The following is a 23653-nucleotide window of genomic DNA, read 5'->3' as shown; positions in this document are numbered from 1 at the left end:
GCCACCGGCTGGCGCGTTGTACACAGCGCTGGACCAGGTGGATTTGACGGTATTGCGCGGCCAGTCGCTGGGGGTGATTGGCGCCAACGGGGCGGGCAAGTCCACCCTACTCAAGTTGGTGGCAGGTGTGGCGCGCGCCAGCCGGGGGCACGTCGAGCGGCGCGGCCGCGTGGCTGCGCTGCTGGAGCTGGGCGCGGGTTTTCACCCCGAGTACACGGGCCGCGACAACGCGCTGCTGGCATGTGCGTTGCAGGGGCTGTCGGCGGCGCAGGCCCGCGATGCCTTGCCCCATATTCTGGCGTTTGCTGACATTGGCGCCCACATCGATTTGCCGCTGAAAACCTATTCCAGCGGCATGGTGGTGCGCCTGGGTTTTGCGGTCATGACGGCGCTGCGTCCGGATTTGCTCATCACCGACGAGGTGCTGGCGGTGGGGGACGAGGCGTTCCAGAAAAAATGCATGGCCTGGATGGAACGTTTTTTGGCCGACGGGGGCACGCTGTTGCTGGTGTCGCATGGCATGTACCATGTGCAAAAGCTGTGTCACCACGCGCTGTGGCTGCACCGTGGCCGTGTGCAGGCCCACGGCGATGCGCTGGCCGTGACGCGTGACTATCTGGCCTGGCACGAGCGGCAGGCGGCCGCGCCGCCACTGCAGGACGAGTCGGCCGTTTTGCGCGCCGCGGGCGATGCTGCCCCCTATCGGGTTGTGCGCTGGTGGGTGGACGGCGCAGTGCCCCACGGGCCGCTGACCGTGGGCACGGGCGATGCGCTGACCGTCAGCGGGGTGGTTGTCGCGCCCGACGGTGCCCACCCCCACGTGGCTGTGGGGTGGGCGCGGGCGGACGGCTCGCCGGTGTATGGGGTGGTCAGCGACATGGACGGCGTGCGGTTGCAGCGGCTGGATGCCCACCACCACGGCTTTGCCCTGCGCTTTGATGGCCTGCCGTTGCTCCCCGGCGATTACGAGCTGCGGTTGCATGCCATGGATGCGCAGGCGCTGCGCCTGTTTGACCAAGTGCAAGTCACCGTGCGGGTGCGCGGCGATTCGCGCGAACTGGGCTGGGTGCGCCTGCCGCACCGTTGGCTGTCCGTTCCGGCAGACGGGGCGGCGCAGCCGGCTGCGGGCTGGCCCGGTTGGCGTGCCTGCGACAATACGTCTTTGGATCATCCGTCCGGCGATCGCCCTCAGCCCCCCTGTCCATGAAACCGACGTCCCCTTCCCCTGCCGCCGTGCCGACGGCGGAAGCGTATTTTCAGCAAGCCTTTGCCGCCCACCGCGTGGGGGATGTGGCCAATGCCGAGCGTGGCTACCGGCTGGCGCTGGCGCTGGACCGACAGCACGGCCCGTCGCTGCACATGCTGGGCGTGATGCTGGCCCAGCAGGGTCGCTACGCCGATGCGGCCGAATCCCTGCGACGGGCGGCCCGGCGGATGCCGCACGATTTTTCGGTGCACAACAACTTGGGCAATGCGCTGGTCAAGGTGGGCGAGCACGCCGATGCCCTGCGGGCGTTCGACCGTGCGCTGGCACTGGCACCGGGCCATGCGCAGGTGCTGAACAACCGGGGCAATGCGCTGTATGGCCTGGGGCGCTATGCCGACGCCATTGACAGTTACCGTGCCGCCATCGAGCGGGAGCCGCGCTATGGCGAAGCCATGGCGAACCTAGCGAAGGCGTTGCTGCAGACCGGTCAGTCAGCCGAGGCATTGCGCTGGGCCGAGCAGGCCGTGGCGCTGGCTCCCAATCGCCCCGCGCCGCACGTGGCCAAGGGCTGGGCGTTGCTGGAGCTGGGCAAGCCGAGCGAGGGGGCACTGGCCGTGGGCCAATGGCTGGTGCAGGACGACAACCACGCCGAGGCGCTGTGGTGCCGTGGTCAGTGCTGCGCGGCACTGGGGCACGACGATCTGGCTTACGAGGCGTACGCTCGGGCCTATGCGCTGGAGCCGAAACTGCCAGGGGTGCTGGAGGGCTTGGCCGATGCCGCTGCACGCACGGGCCGGCTGGACGAAGCCCGGCGCCTTGCCGCCGTTCTGCGGCAGGAGGGGGAGCGCGATCCCGCACGGCTTGTGGCGGCGCTGCTTGTGCAGTCTCACGCCTTGGACTGGACAGACTATATTGCGTTGCGCGATCGCGCCTGCCAGATTGTGCGGGCCGGACAGCCTTATCGTCCCCATCCGTTTGCAATCCTTCAGGTCGTGGACGATCCGATGGTCCAACGACAGGTCGCGAGGGACTACACGCGGGTGGCGGGGTATGCCGGCAACAACGGGGGGGAGGCGGCATGGCCCGAGCCACAGTCCGGACGCATTCGCGTGGCCTACCTGTCGGCCGATTTCCGGGAACACCCCACCACGCGGTTGGCCGCTGCGACCTGGGAGGCGCACACGCGACAGGGCTTCGAGTGGGTGGGGGTGTATCTGGGGCCTGCCCTCGACCCGCAGAAGGACCCGCTGCACGCCCGGGCGATGCAGGCGTTTGATCGCTTCGAGGTCATCACGGATTTGGACGACGAGGCCGCTGTACAGCGGTTGCGCGAACTGCACATCGACATTGCGGTGGATCTGATGGGGTTTACGAAGTATGCCCGCCCGGGGCTGTTGGCGCGGCGGGTGGCACCGGTGCAGGCGGCTTATTTGGGCTACCCGGGCACCACGGCCATGCCGGCCATCGACTATTTGCTGGCGGACCGCTGGGTGGCCCCGCGCGAGGCGTGGGGCGCATTTGCCGAGCAGGTGGTGTGGCTGCCCACCACTTACCAGGCCAACAACCGCGAGCGCGTGGCGGCGGCGCACACCCCCACCCGCGCCGAGCTGGGGTTGCCGGAGGCAGCGGTGGTGTTGGCGTGCTTCAACAACCCAGGCAAGATCCAGCCCGAGACCTTTGCCTGCTGGATGCAGGTGCTGCAGCAGGTGCCCGGCGCGGTGCTGTGGCTGTTGACCACCCATGCGGGGGTGGAGCAGGCGTTGCGCGCGCATGCGGCACAGGCGGGCGTGGACCCTGCGCGGCTGGTTTTTGCCCCCAAGGTGGGGCATGCCGAGCACATGGCGCGGCATCAGGTGGCAGACCTGTTTTTGGACACGTGGCCCTACAACGCACACACGACAGCGGCCGATGCGCTGTGGATGGGCTTGCCGGTGTTGACCATGGCAGGGCACAGCTTTGCCGCGCGCGTGGCCGCCAGCCTGTTGGATGCGGTGGGTTTGCCCGAGTTGATTACCCACTCGCCACAGGCGTATGTGCAGCGCGCGGTAGCGCTGGCGCGCGATGGCGCCGAGCGGGACCGCTTGCGCGCGCATTTGTTGCGGGCCCGGGACCAGGCGCCCCTGTTTGACGCCGCGTTGCGCGCGCGCGAGCTGGAAGCGGCGTTTCGCCAGATGCACGAGCGGCGCTGCCAGGGGCTGCCGCCGGCGCCGTTGGATGTCCCCCCCCAGACGGCAGGGTGATGGCGTCCACGCCGGTTGCGGTCATCGTCCCGGTCTATCAGGGGCGGGACTGGGTGCAGCGCTGCCTGCACAGCGTGGCGGCGGCCGTGAACCGCACGCCGTGGCGCTTGTGGGTGATTGACGACGCCTCGCCAGACCCTGAGCTGCAGCATTGGCTGCGGTCATGGGTGGCTGTGCAGAAGGTGCCGGTCGAGTACCAGCGCAATGCCGTCAACCAGGGCTTTGTGCGCACGGTCAACCAGGGCATGGCCCAGGTGCGCGGGGCCGATGTGGTGTTGCTCAACAGCGATACGGAAGTGTCCGACGGCTGGTTGGACCGCCTGCGCGCGGCGGTGCGCCGTGAGCCAGATATTGGCACGGCGACGCCGTGGTCCAACAACGCCACGATCTTCAGTTTTCCGGCCTATCCCCAGGGTGGGCCGCTGCCCGCCGGTCTGGGCGTGCATGACATGGCGGCGGCGTGCGCCGCGGTGCTGTCGGGGCAGTCGGTGGATGTGCCCACGGCGCATGGGTTTTGCATGTATATCCGTGCCGAGTGCTTGGCGCAGACGGGCTTGTTCGACGCCGACGCCTTTGGCCGCGGCTACGGCGAGGAAAACGACTTTTGCCTGCGAGCTGCTGCGCGCGGCTGGCGCCACGTGCATGCGCTGGATGCGTACGTGTACCACCGCGGCAGCGTCAGTTTTGGCGATGAGCGCGCGGCGCTGGCGGCGCATGCGATTGCAGTGATCCGGCAGCGCTACCCGGGCTACGATGAGCAGGTTCAAGCCTATTTGCGGGCGGATCCAACGCGACCCGCCCGTTTGCGGCTGGAGGACTTTTTGGCAAGCCGGACCCACCCCACAACGGTAGAAGGGGGGGCTGCTGCGGCGGATGAGTCCCCGTGGTGGCGCAGGCTGAGTCAGGGGTGGCGCCGCGTCTGGGGTATTCGCCCGTGACCTGGGTGTCGTGGTGGGCATGCCGGGCGCTGCCAGCCATGGCAGCACGGCTGGGGCCAGGGGCGCAGGCCTGGTTGCCCGTGGCGCCGGGGGACAAGGCGGCGGGTGTGGCGGCCGCGCGTGCGGCGGTTGGATTTTTGCCCCGGGGGGGTGTGGACGCAGCGGCGTTTGCTTGGCGCCACGCCCGGTATCACGCGGCCGACCGGACAGATGTTTGGGCCATGTCCAAGGTTGGCCGCGCAGGCGCGGACCGTTGGGTGAGCGTGGAGGGGGAGCTACCAGCCAAGGGCGCGTACTTGGCGTTGACGCTGCACTACGGCGCGGGGATGTGGGCGCATGCAGCCTTTGCGCGCAGCCATGCGCGCAGCCGGTGGCTGTATGCAAGGCCGGCGGCGTCCCCCGACCGGTGGGTGCGCGGCTTGACGGCCATGCGCCTGCAGGCGCTGGAGGACGCCATGGGGCACCCCCCGCTGCCAACGGGGGGGAGCGCGCAGCAGATGCTGGATTGGTGGCGGCAGGGGGGCGGCATCATGGCGCTGTACGATGCTCCGCCCGACGGACGACGTCGCTGCGTGGCGCTGCAGACCCAAACGTTAGGGTGCGTGCAGGTGCCCAGGGGCTTGTTTGGGCTGGCGGTGGCGCATGGCATCCCCGTGTACTTTTACCGCTGTCTGCTCGACGATGCCACTGGCCGGCGGCGAGTCCAGATTTTGCCCCCAGTGGTTGCGGACGATGTGGAGGCGTTGACCCGGATGGCCGCAGCATGGCTGGACGCGAGTTTGCGCGCGGACCCCGCCGCGTGGCATTTTTGGGCCGGGGTGGAGCGGTTGCAAAGCCCGCCGCCCCCCGAAGACGGTGGGGCGGCGTAGCGTCAGGCTTTCCAGCGCAGGGCGTGTTTTTCCACCCCATGCCACGACGCAGCGCCCAGCGCCAACGTCACGGCGGTGGCCGATAGCAGGTACACGCTCATACCGTGTTGGTGGACGCCCCAGTGGGCCAAGGTTTGTTGAACCGGAAAGCGGTACAGATACACGCCGTATGACCAATCACCCCAGCGCTCGGGCCATGTGGGCAACCACTGGGCGTCGCGCGCAAGCCAGACGATGAACGACGCTACCGCCGTCCACAACAGCAACCACCGCGGGGCCCCGCCGTCCAACCCCGCCAGCAGGGCCGACACCATGACCAGCCCCACCAGGCGCCAACCATGCATGACCTGTCGCCAAGCGGCCAGGGCGCTGCCGCAAAAAAACAGCCACCCCAATTTGATGTGGTAATAATCCAAACCCCAGTGGCGATCGAACACGCCGGCATCCGAGGGGCGGTACCACAGTACGACCGTCAGAACGGCCAGCAGGCCCAGTACTTTCCAGCGCAGCGGCAGAGGCACGACCGCTACCAGCATCAGTACGAGGTAGCACCGAACCTCGTAGGGCAGCGACCACAACGATCCATTGACGGCATGGGGCAGCGGGTTGTGCTCGAACACCCCTGGCAGCGGGTAAGCCACCTTCCAGGCGCTGGCCGTGATCCAGTAACCGCGCGTCATGGCGTGGGACCAATAGTCGGCCAGGGGCAGTCGTGTCAGGGCGGGGCCCAGCGCACAGACGCATAGCGTGCACAACACCACCAGCGCCGGGTAGATGCGCAACGCGCGGTTGCGGGCGAACGCGCCCAGGTGTGGGCGGCGCTCCCACGACAAGGTCAGCAGGTAGCCGCTGAGCGAAAAAAGATGGCAACACCCAACCCGCACAGTGTGTCCAGCCCGGTCAGCCGCGCCAGGGGCTCGCGCTCCCCCTGTCCTGCCAATGGGTAGGCGTGACTCCAGAGGACGAAGAGCGCCGCCACCAGGCGCAGGGTGTCGAATCGCTGGTTGCGTTGGGGCCAATCGGCAGGGGTGTGGCGTTGGGGGTGACTGGGCATCCGCCGGGCATTATAGTGATCGGTGCGTTGGCGGCACCCCGCGGATAATGAGCGTGATGCGTGAGCTGCAGACGAACCCCCAACCCGCTCCCCCGCAGGGTTGGGTATTGCATGTAGTGCCCCCCAATGGCGGTGGGGTGGACCGGTGGGTGCGCGATGTCTTGGCGTGGCGGGCGGGCGATGCGGTGTTGCACGTTGCCCCCAATCAATGGGTGTTTGAGTCCGCTGACCACAGGTTCGTGCCCATGGCCGTGCCGAGTGAAGACGCCGGGTTGGCGGCTTTGGGGCGACCGTCGTGGGTGCATGTGCATGCAATGACCACGCCCGTCATGGAGGCCGCGCGACGTTTGAGCGAGGCGCTGGGGTGTCCACTGGGCATAACGCTACACGATGTGTGCTTTGCGGAGCCAGGGCCCGACGCCGATACCCGTGCCGATCTGGTGCTTCGCGCACGATGGGTGTTGGCCCCCAGCGATTACCTGGCCGGTGTGGCCCGGGATTGGATAGCCCGGGTGTGTTCAGGGCAGGACGCCCCGATGGTGCAGGTTCTGCCCAACGGGTGGCGCCCCTGGCCGGAGACGCCAGCGGTGCCCGCGACGGGGCAGGGTGAGTTTGCGATTGGCATGGTCGGTGCGCTGGGGTTGCACAAGGGCTTGGCTTTTGCCAGGGAGATGGCTGCATGCCTGCCCCCACGGATGCGTGTGGTCTTGATCGGGTATGCCGATGGCCAACTGACGCCGGGATGGCTCATCCCCGATCGTCTGTGGGTACACGGGGCGTTCGAGACGGGGGCGCTTCCATCGTTGCTGCGCGCTTACGGAGTGCAGGTGGTGTGGTTTGCGCCCGGGCAGCCCGAGAGTTTTTGCTACGCACTGTCTGATGTGTGGCAGGCGGGGTGGCCGGCGGTGGTCCCGGATGCCGGCGCGCTGGGCGAGCGCATGCAGCGCGTAGGGTTTGGATGTGTGTACGATCCGTATCTTTCGCCACAACGGGTTGCCGCGCTGTTGCAGGACTGGCTGCTGCATCCGCGTTGTCTGCCGCATGCCGAGCAACCGGTCGAGCGCGAGGTGACGGTTGCCGAGATGGTGCGGCAATTGGAAATGGTGTATGGGTCTGACAGTGTGAACGAATCTTTTCCCCCCGATGACGCTGCGTTGCAGCACTTGGCGCAGACGCATTTGGATAGTCGGTTTTTTCGGCACGAATTGCTGCGCCTGCAGGGTGAGCTGGAGGCCGCGCAGGCGCAGACCGCCCGCTTACGCGTCGAATTGGACGACGTGGCTCGAGCTTACGAGGCCAGGGGCCGGTGGATTGAAAAGCTGCAATCGGACATCGACGCTTTGAACGTGTCGATTGCAGTATTGCAAGAGAGGAACGGCTCAGGCAGATGGTGGGGCGCGATTCGGCGCTGGGTGGATCAGATGTTTGGCCGTTGAAGACGGTGGCTGTCGGGACGTATGCATGTTGTTGGAAGTGTTGACCGTTGCCTATCGCGCAAAGGCAGAGGACTTGGCTCAGACCGTAGAAATGCTGGCGCAGGCCCGCTCGGCGGGGGTGCCGCTGGGCTGGTCGGTATGGCATAACGATGGGGCTGAGGCATCGCCGGATTTGACGACGGTCTATCAGGCTGCCCGTCAGAATGGTATCCCGTTGAAAATAAACGGTGGCCGTGGTAATCTGGGCTTTGGGGGTGGCGTCAATGCGGCGCTTGAGTCATGCACCGCTGATTATGTGCTGCTGCTCAATCAAGATGCGATCCCCGAGCCTGGGGTGTTGGAGGAGTTGTGGGCAGTTGCACGCGCGGATGACGAGCGGGTGGCCGCGTGGGAAATGCGCCAACTGCCTTATGAGCACCCCAAGGCGTATGATCCCGTAACTCTGGATACCCCATGGGTGAGTGGGGCGGCTGTATTGCTGCGCACCCAGGCGCTGCGATCAGTGAAGGGGTTTGAGCCGCGCATCTTCATGTATGGCGAAGATGTGGACCTGTCGTGGCGGTTGCGGTGTCAGGGTTGGCGTTTGCGCTATGTGCCGCGTTGCACCGTGGTTCATCACACCTACGCACATCCCGACGAAGTCAAGCCGCTGCAGGCGTTGGAGGGTATTTACGTCAATTTGTGTCTGCGCGCCCGCTATTCGGGGCGTCGGCGTGTATTGCAAGGGTTGTCGATGGCGGCGGCGGAATGGGTGTTGCCGGCGTCTTTTCCCGGCAGGCGTTTGGGTATCGCCAAGGCAGTAGCCAAGTTTTTGCGGAACTATCGTTATTTTCGGGCCACACACCATTCCGCCCCCGGTTTTGAACCGGAGTTTGTCGGTTGGGGGTTTGAGACGCGGCGGGAAGGGGCGTTTTTCCCCCTGCGCACACAGGCCCAGTGGGCGCAGGCTGATAAACCCTTGGTGTCGGTGCTTGTGCGGACACACCATCGCCCGGATTTTTTGCGGCAAGCATTGACGTCGATTGCCAATCAGACCTGGCGCAATATCGAAGCGGTTGTGGTGGAGGACGGATCGTCGGACGGCGAGGCAGTATGCCGAGAATTCGACGGCAGGTTGGCGATTCGCTATGTCAGGTTGTCTCCTGCGCAAGGGCGCTCCGTGGCAGGCAACAAGGCCATGCAAGAGGCCCGGGGCGATTGGTTGTGTTTTTTGGATGATGACGATCTGCTTTTTGCCGATCACGTCGAAGTTTTGCTGCAATCCGTACAGGAGCACGGGGTGTTGGGGGCGTATGCCCTGGCGTGGCGGGTGTTTTGTCGCTCTTTGAGTGAGGGTGTGGGTCAAATTCAGGAAATCTGGCACGATACGTTTCCGGATGAGCCATTTTCGCGCGTAGCGATGTGGCACCATAATTACATGCCGATTCAGTCGGTTCTTTTTCACCGATCGCTGTTCGAGAAGTACGGCGGGTTTGCCGAGGATATGGATCAGTTGGAGGACTGGAATCTATGGACGCGCTACACCATAGTCCATGATTTTGTGCAAGTTCGTAAGGTTACCTCAAAGTATCGTGTGCCCGCGGATGCCGATGCTTCGGTTCGGCGGCAAGCCAGATTGGACGCTGCATACAAAGATGCCGTGGAACGTCAACGTTCGATGGAGTTTTTGGCCAACCCAGAAATGATTCGCGAGCTGGCCCGAAGTTACGCCGAAAAAGATGCTTTAGTGCACGTGAGCCGTGGGCGATTGAGGCAAGTGATCGCTCGCTCGCCCTTTTGGTCTCAAGTCGTGGCGCTTCGTGGTGTGGTCAGGCGTCGGTTTGGCCGCTGATGCGTCGCCAAAGTTGATTCAACCAAGAGTGTTTGCGTGCTGGCGGGCGGGGATCGGTGTGGTTTGTCGGCGGTTGCGCTGGCTGTGTGGGCGTGCCTACAGCAGTACGGTGCAGCGATTGGATGGCCGCCAAATAATCGGCAGACCAAGGCCAGTCGCACACGATGGTCAATGTTCCGCCGTGGATTGCGAAACTCTGGAGATCTTCGGTTTTGATGGGCAGGTCGAATTGCGGATCGTCCCCAGTGAGCACTAAGCGAAGATAGCTGCCGTCCGACGATTCGACATTGCCGATCTCGACGTCGTAATGCGGTGCGTCGAGCAAGTTCTGGCGTCCAATGGCGTTGGGGTGCCATTGCCAAACGATATCGCCGCTGTCCCGGGTAAGTTGCATGTACCGCAGATTCCAGTAGCCCGGACGGTCTGCTGGGTCAAGTCGCAGGCGTTGCGGTGTTGGGCCCGGTGGTATAGGAAAACTAATAGTTTGAGACGTTTTTCCCATTGTCCCCAGCGCGTGAATGCAATGATCGGCGCGATAGCCGCTGCCATCGTCAATGTAAAGCGTCATCGAATAACTGGCCATCCCAACGTCTGTAGGGGCGGTGGGGGTGTTTGGGGAATTTGGTTTCTCGTCGGTCGCTGGGGTGGCCCGAAAAATCCACTGATAGGCTGCGCTGTGCGGTTGTGCCAATATGTAACGCGCTACGCTGGGGGGTAGATGATCGAATGGGCGGTGGAACTCCGTTTCATGCCATGGTTGGGGAACCGCTTCAACGTGACGCGCCTGCCAGCCGGTTTGATGGAGCAGGTCCGTGAAAGATTGGCGTGTAAAAAATCGGACGTGAGTCTTGTCCAGCAGGCCTTCGGGGCCGTACTGCCAACGCCCGTGGATGAGGTCGGCTATCAATCCTGCATAAGATGCATTGGGGATCGAAACGAGGAGTTCGCCAGACGGTTGCAACAGGTGTCGGCACTGGTCGGCGAGCCGCTCGGGGTTGCGTAGATGTTCCAGGACATCCGCGCAGACGACCCAGCGGTAACGGCGCTCCCCGAGCAGGGCGGCAACGTCCAGCACTTCCAGGTCGCCTAGCCAGCACTGCCGGTAGAATGGGCGGGCTGGTTCCAGTTCGGCCGGATTGACTGTTACGCCGTCTATGGCAATGCCCAGCCCCAGAGGACCGTTGAGGTATCGGCCGAGACTGCCCGTGCCCATGCCCAAGTCGAGTACGTCACCGGGGTCGGCGGCGATCCACTCCGACAGCCGCTTCAAGGATGCGGCGGCGGGGGTGTCCATCGGGCGCGCATAGATGTGTGGACTGGAATCCATCGGGCGTAGTAGTTTTTTCCATTGTCATTGTAGGGTTCGTGCCTGATGATGTCGTCGTCATCTGCTCGCTTGCGTGGGCGCCGGCTGGTGCTGTTGTCGGGGCTGCTCGGGTTGGCGTCGGTTGCCCGCGGCCAGACATGGCGTTTTGTCGATACCAACGGCGTGGTGCATCTGGGTAATCAGCAGGCGCCTGCCGACGCCCAGGGGGTGACGTGGTTGGGTCCGGACGCTCGAGGGCCACTGCCTCCCGAGGTTCCACCGCCTACCCGGTTGGCCGGTTACCATCAGGTGCGAGCCTCGCTACGGGCTGCAGCGGCGGACTCGGGGCTTGACCTTGCGCTGGTCACGGCGGTAGCTGCGGCCGAGTCGTCTTTCAACCCCAAAGCGGTTTCGCGCAAGGGGGCTATAGGGCTCATGCAGGTGATGCCTGACACGGCGATGCGGTACGGCGTGGTGGGGCCGACGCCCCAGGCGGTGAGGGAGCGGTTGTTCGACCCTGACGTCAACGCCCAGGCAGGCTCGCGGGTGTTGCAGGATTTGCTGCGACGTTTTGGTGATCGGCTGGAGTTGGCGTTGGCCGCCTACAACGCCGGTGAAGGGGCGGTGCGCCGCTACGGAGGGCGTATCCCGCCGTTTCCGGAGACCGAACAGTACGTCGTGAAGGTGTTGGGGCTGTACGTGCGGTGGCAGACGCTCGTATGAGCCACGTTGGCTGGACAAGGGACGTGAGGCGCTTGTGCTGATCCAGCTTCTGTTTGCATTTGTGCTGTCGCTGCTGGGTTGCGGCCTTCTGGTCCGCTTTGCCTTCAGGCTGGGTGGTCGGTACCCGCTGGACCGCCCGCAACGATTTCATATGGGCGATGTCCCCAGGTTGGGTGGGGTCGCCATGGGGGCGGCGTTCTTGACGGTGGGCACTGCGGGTGCATGGCTGAGTGTCCACGTGCCCGATCAGATGATCGTAGCCCATCAGTGGTGGCCGCTGTTTGCGTTGGCGATGGGGCCTGCGTGGTTGTTGGGTATTGCAGAGGATTACTGCCACACCATTCGTCCGGCTATGCGTCTGGCGGCGACAGTCGTTTCGGCGGTTCTGTTGGTGCTTTGGCTGGATCTACGGATAAATCGACTGGGCCTGCCGTGGCTTGATCCTCAATGGATCAGGTGGGGATGGGCAGGACTGATGCTGTCCGTCTTGGCGATCGCGTCAATGGCCCATGCATTCAATATTATCGACGGCTATAACGGCTTGGCCAGTACCGTGACCCTGATGATCACGGCGGCGCTCATATACGTCGCGGTCAAGGTGGGTGACTGGCACTGGCTCTCGGTATTTGTGACCCTGTTTGGCGCCACGTTAGGGTTTTGGCTGTGGAATTATCCGCGTGGCCTTCTGTTTGCAGGCGATGGTGGTGCCTACCTTTGGGGTATGGTGATTGCTGCAGGTGCCATTGGGCTTGTGCAACGCAATCCGATCATTTCACCGTGGTTCCCGGTTCTGTTGCTTGCGTACCCGATCATGGAAACCTTATTTTCGGCTTACCGGAAGCTGGTGCGCGGACAATCACCAAGTGTCGCTGATGCGCTGCATTTTCATCAGCTCATCTATCGTCGTATTGTGCGTGGGGTGTTTGATGATGATCATGCGCGCCAAGTACTGATGCGGAACAATCGAACGTCCCCTTACTTGTGGGGGGTGGCATTGCTTGCTGTGGTGCCTGCGGTAGTCTTTTGGTCAAACAGTGTCGTATTGGTGGTGGCCGCGGCTCTCTTTACGGTGGGCTATGTGTCAGCGTATTTGATGATCGTTCGGTTTAAGGTGCCGCGTTGGATTCGGCGGTCGTGAAAGGTGGGGGTGTGATGAGACGATTCTTCTGGTCATGGGGTGCCGTTGCAGTTGCGGCTGTTATGCTGACGGCGGTCGGTGTTATTTACGGTAGTGGGATCCGTTTCGGTTACGTTTTTGACGATCTTCGATTGGTGGATGGAACGATCGTTCTTACGGACCCCTATTCGGTCTCGTTGTCTTTTCGGTCGCTTTGGACTGCCAGCTATCCGTGGATACATCAAACATTCGGGTCGGATATCGCTTGGCAGCGCGGCTTCAATGTCGTCCTTCATATGCTCAATGCCTTGGCATTGTGGGTGCTAACGCGGCGATTAATTGCGCGGGCGTTAGAAGAGGAATTTGGCTTTATAAAGGGTGAGGAGCGTTCGGCTGATCAAGATGCCTCGGTGTATGCCACGGGAGTCCAGATGAGTATCCTTCTGTGGGCACTCAATCCCGTGGCGGTTTATGCTGTTGCCTATCTGATCCAGCGGTCCACATTGATGGCGACGGGTTTTGTGGTGCTCGCGTTGCTATCTTTTATCGAGGGTATGCGTACGCGGAACTGGGTTTGGTATGGTGTCACTCTACTCTGCTACATCCTCGTGCTGATGTCCAAAGAGCATGGAGCACCTATGGTGGCCTTACTGTTACCGTTGTACGTATGGTGGAAACGGCCGTCACGAGTCGCCTTATGGCGGATTGCATTGGGATCGGGGGGGCTTGCGGCTGTCGCGGCAGCATGGGTATTCATCCGTAAAGGCTGGGCGTTGGGTGGGGCTACCGAGGACATGGTCCAGCCGTTCTTGCAGCAGCTTGAAGCAATTGATCCATCGGCAAAGGACCACGTTTTTGCGCTGAGCGTTCTCAACCAGATGTGGCTGTTTTTTCGGTACGGCCTGCTCTGGCTGTTGCCATGGGTGGGGTGGTTAAGTATTGATATTCGTGTTCCGTTTCCGACGGGTTGGTGGAGTCTGCAACTCCTTGGGGGGATTTTGTTTTTGTGTGTGGTGGCCGGCGCAATTTGGTTGATTTTGGTGCGCCGAGGGTTGTTGTCTCTGTTGGGCTTGGTGTTTCTGGTTCCTGCGACGTTGTATGTTACTGAGTTTGCGTATGTTCGCATTCAGGAGCCCTTTGTTTTGTATCGGAGTTATCTGTGGTCAATTACGCTGCCTGCGCTGTTGTCCATGGTGATGGTTGTTTTGGGGAAGAAGCAGTGGATCTATGCAGTCGGGTGTCTGGTCGCGATGGTTTTTGGTGGAATGGGGTATGAGCGCGTGCAGACTTTTCGTGATGATCTGGCTGTTTGGCGTGACGCGACGGCTAAGATCGACCAAGAGGCCTCTGCTAACGTGCTCGGACGTTGGCGGGCTCCGCTGAATCTGTCAATGGCGTTGTTGAATCGTCGCGATAACGAGGAAGCCTTGCGATCGGCTGTTATGGCTGACAAGCTTGGAGCCCCGTTGGGTCTGGCAAAATTTAATCAGGCCGCAGCTCTGGGTAATCTCGGAAAACACGAACAGGCGGTGGCTCTTTATGATCAAGCGGAGCGTGAGGGGTTTACGCTAAAGCCAGAACTATACAAAGATCGCGGGATTTCGCTCGCGAAAATGGGGAGGTTTGATGCTGCGCTGGAGAACTTTGATCGTTCGTTGGCTGAGGCCAAGAAGGAGTCCGTCCGCGCCGCGGTGTTATTGGCGGCAGGACGCGCCGCTAACTCATCGGGTCAGTACGATAGGGCAATTGATTATTATACGAAACTTGGAGAATTGCAACCGGATTTAACGGCGGTTCCGATCGGTCTTGCATACGCTATGTATAAAAAAGGTGATGGACAAGAGGCGTTGCGTGCGTTGAATCAGTCGCTTGCGAAAAAACCTACGGCGGAGGTGCTTCATGCTCGGTCGTATTTGTTTTATCAGCTAGGAAATCGCCAGCGTGCTCTGGGTGATATTGGGGTTGCGTTAACGTTGGATCCGCGGAATTCTGCGTATTTGGCTTTACAGCGCCAAATCGAGGCCGGGGTATCTACTGGACCGGATGCATCGAAGCCATAAAGGGCAATGGTTTGAGTGCCAATATCCTCCTGACCGGCGACACCGGCTACATCGGCAGCCACACCGCCGTGGTGCTGCAGCAGGCCGGCCATCGCGTCGTGCTGCTGGACAACCTCAGCAACAGCGACGCGGCCGTGGCCGAGCGCATCGGCCGCATCACCGGCCAGCGCCCGGCGCTGGAGGTGGCCGACGTGCTCCACACCGTGCGCGTGTGGCGGGTGCTGCGCCACTACGACGTGGATGCCGTCATCCACTTCGCGGGCCTCAAGGCCGTGGGCGAGTCGGTGGCGCAGCCGTTGGCCTATTTCCACAACAACGTCACGGGCACTGTCAGCCTGCTGCGCGCGATGGCCGAGGAGGGCGTACGCCAGCTCGTCTTCTCCAGCAGCGCGACCGTGTACGGCCAGCCGCAGTACCTGCCGCTGGACGAGGCGCACCCCACCGGCGCCACCAACCCCTACGGCAGCACCAAGCTGCACATCGAGGAGATGCTGCGGGACCTGGCGGCTAGCGACGCCACTTGGCGCATCGCCATCCTGCGCTACTTCAACCCCGTCGGCGCGCACGACAGTGCCCTGATCGGCGAAGACCCGAGCGGCATCCCGAACAACCTCATGCCCTACATCGCGCGCGTGGCCGCCGGGCGGCTGCCGCAGCTCAACGTCTGGGGCGACGACTACCCCACGCCCGACGGCACCGGCGTGCGCGACTACATCCACGTGATGGACCTGGCCGAAGGGCACCGCGCGGCGCTGGATCACCTGGATCGCACCGACCAGCCCTGTGACGTCTTCAACCTCGGCACCGGCCGTGGCACGAGTGTCCTGGAGATGGTGCGCGCCTTCGAAGAGGCCAGCGGCCGGCCCGTGCCGTACCGCATCGCCGCGCGCCGCCCCGGCGACGTGGCCGCCTGCTGGGCCGACCCGTCGAAGGCGCATCGTGTACTCGACTGGCGCGCCACGCGCGGAGTGGAGGCGATGTGCGCCTCGGCGTGGGCCTACGTGGCGCAAAGCGGTGCAGCCGAGCCCGCGGCCGCGTCGCAGGAGGCGGCGTGATGGAGCGGCAATTCAACACCGCCGGCCCGTCGATTCCCGGGGACCACTACCTGCTGGATCCCTTGCACCGCATCGACCTCGATGAGGTGCTGAGCCTGATCGAGGCCAAGCGCTACTTCGTGCTGCATGCCCCGCGGCAGACCGGCAAGACCACGGCGCTGCTGGCGCTGATGGAGTATCTCAACCGTCAGGGGCGCTACCGGACGCTGTATGCCAACATCGAGACCGCCCAGGCCGCGCGTGGCAACGTCGCGGAAGGCATGGCCGCCATCGTGCGCGCGCTGGCCAGCGCGGCGCGCCACTACTGGCAAGACGAGGCCGCCGCCCAGATGGCCCTGGAGCTGCTGGGCACCGTGGGGGTCAACGACTGGGTGCGCACGCTGCTGGAGCGCTGGAGCCAGATGAATCCCACTCGTCCCACCGTACTGCTCTTGGACGAAGTCGACGCCTTGGTCGGCGACACGCTCATTTCCCTGTTGCGCCAGATCCGCGCCGGCTACACCCAGCGCCCGGCGGCGTTTCCGCAGACCGTGGTGCTGTGCGGCGTGCGCGACGTGCGCGACTACCGCATCCACAGCGGCGGCGGTGAGATCATCACGGGCGGCAGCGCCTTCAACATCAAGGCCGAATCGCTGCGGCTGGGCAACTTCAGCGAAGACGAAACGCGGGCCCTCTGGCTGCAGCACACCGAAGCCACCGGCCAGACGTTTGACCCCGCCATCTGGCCGGAGCTGTGGGAAGACACCCGCGGCCAGCCGTGGCTGGTCAATGCCCTGGGGCATGAATGCACCTGGAAGGACAAAGAGCTGCGCAAGAACCGAACTGAGCCGGTGACGCTGGAGCGCTACAAGGCCGCGCGCGAACGCCTGATCCAAAGTCGCGCCACGCACCTGGATCAGCTCACCGACAAGCTCAGAGAGCCGCGCGTGCACGCCGTCATGGCCGCCATTCTGGCCGCCGACGACCGCGACGCTGATGCCTTGCTCGACCAAGTGCCGCTGGACGACCTGCAATACGTCGAAGACCTGGGCCTCATCCAGTCCCGCCCGCAGTGGAAGATCGCCAACCGCATCTACCGCGAGGTCATCCCGCGCGAGCTCACCTACACCACGCAAACCCGCATCACTCACGAGCAAGCCTGGTACGTCCGCGCGCAAGACCGGCGGCTGGACATCCCCAAGCTCCTCTCGGCCTTCCAGCAGTTCTTTCGGGAAAATGTCGACGCCTGGCTCGAGCGCTTCCAATACAAAGAAGCCGGGCCGCAGCTGCTCTTGCAGGCCTTCCTGCAGCGCATCGTCAACGGCGGCGGGCGCATCAGCCGCGAGTATGGGCTGGGACGGCGAAGAACCGACCTCTTGCTTGAGTGGCCCTTGGATGAAGCGCAAGGCTTCCTTGGCCCGGTGCAGCGCGTGGTGCTGGAGCTCAAGATCCTCTACAAGAGCCTGGAGGCCACGATCAAGGAGGGTCTCGAGCAAACCGCGGCTTACGCCGAGCAGTGCGGTGCGCAGGAAGCGCACCTCATCGTCTTCGACCGCCGGCCGGACATCAGCTGGGACGACAAGATCTTCCACCGCAGCGAAACGGTGGGCACGCGTACCCTCGGCGTGTGGGGGATGTGATGGAAAAGCAATTCAACACCGCCGGCCCGAGCAAGGCAGATCTGCACTACGTGCTCGATCCGCTCGCCCGCATCGACCTGGAGGAAGTGCTGGGCCTCATCGACGCGCAGCGCTACTTCGTCCTGCATGCCCCGCGCCAGACCGGCAAGACCACGGCGCTGTTGGCGCTGATGCAGTATCTGAATACCCAAGGCCGCTACCGCTGCGCCTACGCCAACATCGAGGGGGCGCAAGCCGCCCGCGGCAACGTCGAGGCCGGCATCGGCGCCGCCTGCCACGCCATCGCGCGCTCGATCGAGGACAGCACGGGCGAGCGTGCGCTTTACGAGTGGTATCGCCGCGAAGGCGAAGCCATCGAAGCACGCGACCGGCTCACGGCATTGCTACGGCACTGGAGCCAGATGAATCCCACTCGTCCCGCCGTGCTGCTCTTGGACGAAGTCGATGCCCTCGTGGGCGACACGCTGATTTCCCTCCTGCGCCAGATCCGTGCCGGCTACGCGCAGCGCCCGGGGGCGTTTCCGCAGATCGTCGTGCTGTGCGGCGTGCGCGACGTGCGCGACTACCGCATCCACTCGGGTGGGGGCGAGATCATCACGGGTGGCAGCGCCTTCAACATCAAGGCCGAATCCTTGCGGCTGGGCAACTTCAGCGAAGAGGAGACGCGGGCGCTGTGGCTGCAGCACTCGCAAGCCACCGGCCAGACGTTTGACCCTGCCATCTGGCCGGAGCTGTGGGAAGACACCCGCGGCCAGCCGTGGCTTGTCAATGCGCTGGGGCACGAGTGCACCTGGAAGGACAAGGAGCTGCGCAAAAACCGTGCTCTGCCGGTGACGCTGGAGCGCTACAAGGCCGCGCGCGAGCGGCTGATCCAGAGCCGCGCCACGCACCTGGACCAGCTCACCGACAAGCTCAGGGAGCCGCGCGTGCACGCCGTCATCAGCCGCCTGCTGGCGGGGGGCGACGAAGCCGTGCAAGACCTGCCCAGCGACGACCTGCAATACGTCGAAGATCTGGGCCTCATCCAGCGTTGGCCTTCGGCTGAGATCAGCAACCGCATCTACCGCGAAGTCATCCCGCGCGAGCTCACCTTCAGCACCCAATACATGCTGCCGCAGCAGCAAGCCTGGTACGTCCGCCCGCAAGACCGCCGGCTCGACCTCGACAAGCTTCTTGCGGCCTTCCAGCAGTTCTTCCGCGAAAACGCCGACGCCTGGATCGAGCGCTTCCAATACAAAGAAGCCGGGCCGCAGCTGCTCTTGCAGGCCTTCCTGCAGCGCATCGTCAATGGCGGTGGGCGCATCAGCCGCGAGTATGGGCTGGGGCGCCGAAGGACGGACCTCTTTCTGGAATGGCCGCTCGATGAAGCCCAGGGTTTTCTCGGTCCGGTGCAGCGCGTCGTCCTTGAACTGAAAATCCTGCACAAAAGCCTGCAGGCGACGATCGAGGAGGGCCTGCAGCAGACTGCGGCTTACGCCGACCAATGCGGGGCGGAAGAGGCGCACCTCATCGTCTTCGACCGCCGGGCCGAGCGCGCCGGGGATGATAAAACTTTTCGCTACTGTGCGCTCGCGGGGGGACGAATGATCGGTGTGTGGGGGATGTAGAAAGGGAGAGATTTTCATGAATTTGATTGGACAACCGATCGCCGTCATTGGTTTGGGCTACGTCGGGCTGCCGCTGGCGGTTGAATTTGGCAAACACTTTCCGGTCACCGGCGTTGACATCAAGGCCCGACGCATTGCTGAGCATCTCTCCGAGAACGCGGCCGTCTGTTGGGATGTCCCCACCAAGGCACAGCGGAGGCTGGGCTGGCACGCGAAATGCTTGTGGCAACGGTCGTGTGGGAATGCGTTGGGATTTTTCACTTCTGCGCAATGAATACAACGCAAGCCCAGCCGCGCCTGCGGCACAACATCGCGGCGATGGGGTTGGTCCAGGTTAGCAACTATGTGCTGCCGCTGATTACCCTACCGTATCTCACCCGTGTTCTGGGGGCCGAGGCTTACGGCAAAGTCGCGTTTGCGCAGGTCGCCACGGCCTACTTTGTGCTGTTGGTGGACTATGGCTTTTCGTGGAGTGCCACACGCAAAGTCGCTGCGCAGCGCACAGACCGCGTGGCGCTGAGCCGAATCTTTGCTGCCACCTGGGCAGCACAATGGCTACTCGTGGTTATGGCGGCGCTTACGGTCGCAATCGTGGTGCTTCTGGCCGAGCGGCTGCGCCCCGATGCTGCCTTGTATGCCGCCGCCTTCAGCACCGTCATCGGCACTGCGCTGTTTCCCATCTGGTTCCTGCAGGGTCTGGAGAGACTGCAGGTCGTTGCGATCCTTCAGCTGCTTCCCCGCGCCCTAGCCTTGGTGCCAATTTTTCTCGTTATTCAGCAGCCGCAAGACGCTGTCTGGCTGTTGCTCATCCAGGGCGGTGCCGGCGTTCTTGGCGGAGTCCTGTCACTGTATTGGATGCGGCGTCAATCCTTGATCCATTGGCAACTGCCGAGCTGGTCAGACACCTTGGGGGCCTTGCGCGAAGGTGGCGCGCTCTTTGGCTCTCGTGCCGCCATCAGCCTTTACACCACTTTGGTTCCGCTCGTTTTGGGCTGGATAGCTGGCCCTGTGGCATTGGCTTATTTCAACTTGGCAGACAAGCTGCGCAGCGCGGCCCAAGGCGTGCTCACACCACTCTCTCAGGCGCTGTTTCCTCGCATGAGCCATTTGGTCAGCACCAATGGACACGCTGCCTACACGCTTGTTCGCGGCAGCGCATTCGCCGTTCTGTTGGTGGCTGGTTCAGCAAGCGCTGCGCTGTGGCTGCTCGCTGATTGGTTGATTCTTTTGTTGGGGGGCGAGGAGTTTTTGCCCGCAGCCGACGTGCTGCGCTGGTTGGCGCCTTTACCGTTGGTGATCGGACTATCCAACATTCTGGGCGTACAGATCATGCTGCCGCATGGACTCAACCGCGCATTCAACACCGTCTTGCTATCGGCGGCAGCGGCAAGCCTGGGCCTCATCGTTCCCATGGCATCCCATTTTCATGCCGTTGGTGCCGCGCAAACCATGCTCATCGTAGAGATTTGGGTAACGGTTTTGATGGCAATCGTGCTATGGCGGCTTGGGTACTTCCAAGCCGACCGATGGGCCACTCTCACTACAAAGTCATGAAAACAGACGTACTCATCGTTGGAGCCGGTTTTGCTGGCTCCGTCTGTGCCCGAGTGTTGGCGGAAGCGGGTCGGAAAGTGCTCGTCATTGACAAGCGTAATCATATCGGCGGTAACGCCTACGATACTTACGACGACCAGGGCGTACTCATCCATCCTTATGGCCCGCACATTTTTCATACCAACGCTAAGCGAATCATCGAGTGGCTTTCGCGTTTTACAGACTGGCGCTTCTATGAACATCGAGTGTTGGCCAGTGTGGATGGTCAGCTATTGCCGATTCCGATCAACCGCACGACGATCAATCGTCTCTACGGCTTGAATCTCGACGAAGCCGGTGTTGCCGCATGGTTAGAGCGCGTCCGCGAGCCACGTGACCCCATCCGCACCAGTGAAGATGTCGTCCTCAATAGCGTGGGCCGCGATTTGTGCGACAAGTTCTTCCGTGGTTACACGCGCAAGCAATGGGGACTCGATTTATCCGAACTCTCTGCTGGCGTCGCGGCGCGCATCCCTACACGTACCAACGAGGACGACCGCTACTTCACTGACACGTACCAGTTCATGCCACGAGATGGCTACACGGCCATGTTCCGGCGTATGTTGGACCATCCAAACATCACGGTACAGTTGAATACCGACTACTTCGCTGTACGCGGCTACGTGCAAACCATTCACACCGTGTACACAGGCCCTATTGATGCGTTTTTTGACTACTGCTATGGGCGCTTGCCGTATCGGAGTCTCCGCTTCGAGCACCAGCATTTACCCGACACCGAGTGGTATCAGAGTGTTGGGACTGTTAATTATCCAAACGACCACGCGTACACCCGAATCACCGAGTTCAAACATCTGACCGGTCAAATACATAGGGGGACGTCGATCGTGCGTGAATTTCCTTGCGACGAGGGCGAGCCTTACTATCCCGTCCCTCGGCCGGAGAATGAATTGCTATTCAAGCGCTACGAGGAGCTTGCGCAAGCACGGCAAGATGTTACTTTCGTAGGAAGGCTTGCGCAGTATCGATATTACAATATGGATCAGGTGGTAGGGGCCGCGCTCAATGCGGCAGGAGAGATAGCAAATGACTGAGCACGGTATGGCTAACGTTATCGCCGTGGTTGTTACATACAACAGAAAGGACCTGCTTATCAAATGCCTATCCGCATTAAAAAATCAAACGCATAAATTAAAAAAAATACTCATCATAGACAACGCAAGCACCGATGGAACTGCTGAGTTACTGAAAAATAGAGGGATTATTTGTGATGACTTGGTCGATTATCAGCGCACGAGCATCAACATCGGGGGAGCCGGTGGGTTTTCCGTAGGCATTAAGCAGGCGTTAAATAAATATCAGCCCAATTGGGTTTGGCTTTTGGATGATGATGTCGAACCGACTCATGACTGCTTGGAGCGCTTGCTTGCTGATGCATGCAGGGATTGCATTATTCATCCAACCAGGGTCGACCCTGACGGGCGACGAGTAAGATGGCATCAGCACTTTGATCCGCTTCGCTATCGTAAGGTCTTTACCAATATCGAATTCGAGGCTGTAGATTACCTTGTTTCGACTAATGTGGCCTGTTTTGAAGGCTCACTTATCTCGAGAAAGGTGTTGCAAGACATGCCATTCAATCTAGAGAAATTTTTTATACATGAAGACGACACTTTATATGGATTCTTGGCATCTACCCGTTTTCCAGTGCTTTATACATCCAGTGCCCTGGTAAAACGGCTTCTTCCGGCTCCGGCGATCGTTTCGGACTGGAAGGTGTATTATCTAATCAGAAACATTTTCTGGTTGTATAAAACTTTGCGAGCCAAAAAAATTATTAATGGCATAAATATATTTTTCGCTGCGTTTTATGCGAGCATTAAAGCCATGAGAATTCTAATCCCAATCATTTTGAAGTTTCTCGTATTTGCTGCAAGCAAAAATCGGTTAAAGGCCGCAATTAGAGGTTTCATAGATGGTTTGTTCGATAAGCCTTTTCCAATATGAATATGAGTGGATGCATTAAATTATCTTTGGTGCTGCCCTGCTATAATGTCGAAGCCTACGTCGACCGCGCGCTCGAAAGCCTGCGCGCGCAGACATTCACGGACTTCGAGATCGTTGCCGTTGACGACGGCAGCACCGATGGCACCGCTGAGCGGCTGCGCCGGTGGCTGGACGTCGAGCCACGCCTTCGTATCCACAAGCAAGACAACCGGGGACTTTACCTTGCCCGGTTGTCCGGCATCGCGCAGTCACGAGGACAGTGGGTCACATTCATGGATGCGGACGATGAGCTGACGCCCGATCACTTCGAGGTGCTGTGGGCCGGAACGGGGGAGGATGTCGATGTCGTGGTGACGGGTATTGCTGCGGTCGATGTGATGGGAGTAGAGCGCCGTTATGGTCCTCAAAGAGGGGACATGCTGAGCACGCGCGCCGCCATCGAACTGCTTACAGGGACCCATGCGAGCGGTCTATATTCGTGCTGCAACAAGCTCTATCGAAAAAGTGTACTCGTCGGCGCGGGACTAGATCGCCCCCGAATCAATTACGGTGAGGATCAAATTTTCAACCTTCGGGTTTTCCGATCATGTCGAGGAAGGGTTAGGGGTGTTGAAGGATATACATACCGATATATCGCCCGGCCAGGCTCGATCATGCACTCGGTGAGCGAGCGTCACGTCGATGATTTTTTGGAGTTGTGGCGCGAGCGAGATGCGGCAGCTAATGCTCTTTTGAGAGAGCCCGGTGTTTGGCGAAGATATCGCCATCAGAAAATGGTTAACTGGATGGATTTTTCTGGGGTGGTTTTCCGTTCGCGGGCGATGGAACTGATGCGTCGCTTGCAGCAAGGAATGGAGCAAACGGAGGTAGTGCCCGCGCTTGCAACAATTGATGTCAAGAACTGGGCACGCTGGGCAAAGTGGCAGTTGCGCATGAAGCTGGGGCTTCGCGGCCGGTTTCCGGCGTGGCTGGCGTGAAAATGGGCAAGGTCGATAGGACTCGTCGTTGCTGCGAAGCTGGGGTATGGACGCCG

Annotated in this window: 18 protein-coding genes and 1 pseudogene; 17 read left to right on the top strand and 2 right to left on the bottom strand. The window is 61.8% G+C overall.

What is annotated here, in order from left to right; all coding sequences use genetic code 11:
* The first annotated feature begins 16 nt into the window (after positions 1 to 16).
* From A9O67_RS01030 to A9O67_RS01015, 4 genes are all read left to right on the top strand, one after another.
* Positions 17 to 1207, top strand: a complete 1191-nt coding sequence (locus A9O67_RS01030) for an ABC transporter ATP-binding protein (protein WP_197484387.1) — start codon at positions 17 to 19, stop codon at positions 1205 to 1207.
* Entirely contained in the window at positions 1204 to 3447 is a 2244-nt protein-coding gene (locus A9O67_RS01025) for an O-linked N-acetylglucosamine transferase family protein (protein WP_082955255.1), read from the top strand. The genes A9O67_RS01030 and A9O67_RS01025 overlap by 4 nt, the downstream gene beginning before the upstream one ends.
* Positions 3447 to 4385, top strand: coding sequence for a glycosyltransferase family 2 protein (locus tag A9O67_RS01020; RefSeq protein ID WP_068606501.1), 939 nt, complete (start codon positions 3447 to 3449; stop codon positions 4383 to 4385). Before A9O67_RS01025 ends, A9O67_RS01020 begins: the two co-directional genes overlap by 1 nt.
* Positions 4386 to 4606: 221 nt before the next feature.
* Positions 4607 to 5254: a lysophospholipid acyltransferase family protein gene (locus A9O67_RS01015; protein WP_068606499.1), complete on the top strand. Its 648-nt coding sequence runs from the start codon at positions 4607 to 4609 to the stop codon at positions 5252 to 5254.
* Between the two features lie 2 nt (positions 5255 to 5256).
* Here the strand turns inward: A9O67_RS01015 and A9O67_RS01010 are convergent, their stop codons facing one another.
* Entirely contained in the window at positions 5257 to 6138 is an 882-nt protein-coding gene (locus tag A9O67_RS01010) for an acyltransferase family protein (protein WP_197484386.1), read from the bottom strand.
* 415 nt (positions 6139 to 6553) lie between these two features.
* Between A9O67_RS01010 and A9O67_RS01000 the strand changes: the two genes are divergently transcribed.
* Both A9O67_RS01000 and A9O67_RS12820 read left to right on the top strand, forming a co-directional pair.
* Positions 6554 to 7744, top strand: coding sequence for a glycosyltransferase family protein (locus tag A9O67_RS01000; protein ID WP_197484385.1), 1191 nt, complete (start codon positions 6554 to 6556; stop codon positions 7742 to 7744).
* A 25-nt stretch (positions 7745 to 7769) separates the two neighbouring features.
* Positions 7770 to 9575, top strand: a complete 1806-nt coding sequence (locus A9O67_RS12820) for a glycosyltransferase family 2 protein (protein ID WP_082955253.1) — start codon at positions 7770 to 7772, stop codon at positions 9573 to 9575.
* Here the strand turns inward: A9O67_RS12820 and A9O67_RS12815 are convergent.
* Positions 9553 to 10869, bottom strand: coding sequence for a class I SAM-dependent methyltransferase (locus A9O67_RS12815; protein ID WP_197484384.1), 1317 nt, complete (start codon positions 10867 to 10869; stop codon positions 9553 to 9555). The genes A9O67_RS12820 and A9O67_RS12815 overlap by 23 nt on opposite strands.
* A gap of 78 nt (positions 10870 to 10947) precedes the next feature.
* On the opposite strand from A9O67_RS12815, the gene A9O67_RS00995 reads away from it, so the two are divergent.
* The 11 genes and pseudogenes from A9O67_RS00995 (at position 10948) to A9O67_RS12785 (ending at position 23597) form a co-directional block, all read left to right on the top strand.
* Positions 10948 to 11604 carry a lytic transglycosylase domain-containing protein gene (locus A9O67_RS00995; protein WP_231960162.1) on the top strand — a complete coding sequence of 219 codons (657 nt, stop codon included), beginning with the start codon at positions 10948 to 10950 and terminating at the stop codon, positions 11602 to 11604.
* A 34-nt stretch (positions 11605 to 11638) separates the two neighbouring features.
* Positions 11639 to 12742 (top strand): glycosyltransferase family 4 protein, encoded by a 1104-nt coding sequence (locus tag A9O67_RS12810; RefSeq protein WP_231960159.1) that lies wholly within the window; start codon positions 11639 to 11641, stop codon positions 12740 to 12742.
* A gap of 14 nt (positions 12743 to 12756) precedes the next feature.
* Entirely contained in the window at positions 12757 to 14781 is a 2025-nt protein-coding gene (locus A9O67_RS12805) for a tetratricopeptide repeat protein (RefSeq protein WP_082955251.1), read from the top strand.
* 11 nt (positions 14782 to 14792) lie between these two features.
* Positions 14793 to 15836 carry a UDP-glucose 4-epimerase GalE gene (gene galE / locus A9O67_RS00990; RefSeq protein WP_197484383.1) on the top strand — a complete coding sequence of 348 codons (1044 nt, stop codon included), beginning with the start codon at positions 14793 to 14795 and terminating at the stop codon, positions 15834 to 15836.
* A complete protein-coding gene (locus A9O67_RS00985) occupies positions 15836 to 17455 on the top strand; it encodes a P-loop NTPase family protein (RefSeq protein WP_068606492.1) in 1620 nt (539 codons plus the stop codon). The genes galE and A9O67_RS00985 overlap by 1 nt, the downstream gene beginning before the upstream one ends.
* Complete coding sequence (locus A9O67_RS00980) at positions 17455 to 19062, top strand: P-loop NTPase family protein (RefSeq protein ID WP_068606489.1); 1608 nt, start codon at positions 17455 to 17457, stop codon at positions 19060 to 19062. The genes A9O67_RS00985 and A9O67_RS00980 overlap by 1 nt, the downstream gene beginning before the upstream one ends.
* A gap of 16 nt (positions 19063 to 19078) precedes the next feature.
* Positions 19079 to 19204, top strand: a pseudogene (locus A9O67_RS12800) (hypothetical protein); the annotation flags it as partial.
* A 128-nt stretch (positions 19205 to 19332) separates the two neighbouring features.
* On the top strand, positions 19333 to 20616 hold the full coding sequence (locus tag A9O67_RS00975; protein WP_068606487.1) for an oligosaccharide flippase family protein: 1284 nt from the start codon (positions 19333 to 19335) through the stop codon (positions 20614 to 20616).
* Positions 20613 to 21707 carry a UDP-galactopyranose mutase gene (gene glf, locus A9O67_RS12795; RefSeq protein WP_082955249.1) on the top strand — a complete coding sequence of 365 codons (1095 nt, stop codon included), beginning with the start codon at positions 20613 to 20615 and terminating at the stop codon, positions 21705 to 21707. Before A9O67_RS00975 ends, glf begins: the two co-directional genes overlap by 4 nt.
* Positions 21700 to 22620, top strand: a complete 921-nt coding sequence (locus tag A9O67_RS12790; RefSeq protein WP_082955248.1) for a glycosyltransferase — start codon at positions 21700 to 21702, stop codon at positions 22618 to 22620. Before glf ends, A9O67_RS12790 begins: the two co-directional genes overlap by 8 nt.
* A 2-nt stretch (positions 22621 to 22622) precedes the next feature.
* Positions 22623 to 23597 carry a glycosyltransferase family 2 protein gene (locus A9O67_RS12785; RefSeq protein WP_197484382.1) on the top strand — a complete coding sequence of 325 codons (975 nt, stop codon included), beginning with the start codon at positions 22623 to 22625 and terminating at the stop codon, positions 23595 to 23597.
* Positions 23598 to 23653: the final 56 nt, after the last annotated feature.

This window comes from Tepidimonas fonticaldi (genome assembly GCF_001675355.1).
Taxonomy (GTDB): Bacteria; Pseudomonadota; Gammaproteobacteria; order Burkholderiales; family Burkholderiaceae_C; genus Tepidimonas; species Tepidimonas fonticaldi.
The sequence above is the reverse complement of the archived record's forward strand: the minus strand, read 5'-3'. Positions and strand labels throughout refer to the sequence as shown.

Excerpts from the sequence above, each read along its gene's own strand:
- A9O67_RS01025 (WP_082955255.1), top strand. The coding sequence starts at position 1,204 with ATGAAACCGACGTCCCCTTCCCCTGCCGCCGTGCCGACGGCGGAAGCG.
- A9O67_RS01020 (WP_068606501.1), top strand. The coding sequence starts at position 3,447 with ATGGCGTCCACGCCGGTTGCGGTCATCGTCCCGGTCTATCAGGGGCGG.
- A9O67_RS01015 (WP_068606499.1), top strand. The coding sequence starts at position 4,607 with ATGTCCAAGGTTGGCCGCGCAGGCGCGGACCGTTGGGTGAGCGTGGAG.
- A9O67_RS01000 (WP_197484385.1), top strand. The coding sequence starts at position 6,554 with ATGGCCGTGCCGAGTGAAGACGCCGGGTTGGCGGCTTTGGGGCGACCG.
- A9O67_RS12820 (WP_082955253.1), top strand. The coding sequence starts at position 7,770 with ATGTTGTTGGAAGTGTTGACCGTTGCCTATCGCGCAAAGGCAGAGGAC.
- A9O67_RS12815 (WP_197484384.1), bottom strand. The coding sequence starts at position 10,869 with ATGGACACCCCCGCCGCCGCATCCTTGAAGCGGCTGTCGGAGTGGATC.
- A9O67_RS00995 (WP_231960162.1), top strand. The coding sequence starts at position 10,948 with ATGATGTCGTCGTCATCTGCTCGCTTGCGTGGGCGCCGGCTGGTGCTG.
- A9O67_RS12805 (WP_082955251.1), top strand. The coding sequence starts at position 12,757 with ATGAGACGATTCTTCTGGTCATGGGGTGCCGTTGCAGTTGCGGCTGTT.
- A9O67_RS00985 (WP_068606492.1), top strand. The coding sequence starts at position 15,836 with ATGGAGCGGCAATTCAACACCGCCGGCCCGTCGATTCCCGGGGACCAC.
- A9O67_RS00980 (WP_068606489.1), top strand. The coding sequence starts at position 17,455 with ATGGAAAAGCAATTCAACACCGCCGGCCCGAGCAAGGCAGATCTGCAC.
- A9O67_RS00975 (WP_068606487.1), top strand. The coding sequence starts at position 19,333 with ATGAATACAACGCAAGCCCAGCCGCGCCTGCGGCACAACATCGCGGCG.
- glf (WP_082955249.1), top strand. The coding sequence starts at position 20,613 with ATGAAAACAGACGTACTCATCGTTGGAGCCGGTTTTGCTGGCTCCGTC.
- A9O67_RS12790 (WP_082955248.1), top strand. The coding sequence starts at position 21,700 with ATGACTGAGCACGGTATGGCTAACGTTATCGCCGTGGTTGTTACATAC.
- A9O67_RS12785 (WP_197484382.1), top strand. The coding sequence starts at position 22,623 with ATGAGTGGATGCATTAAATTATCTTTGGTGCTGCCCTGCTATAATGTC.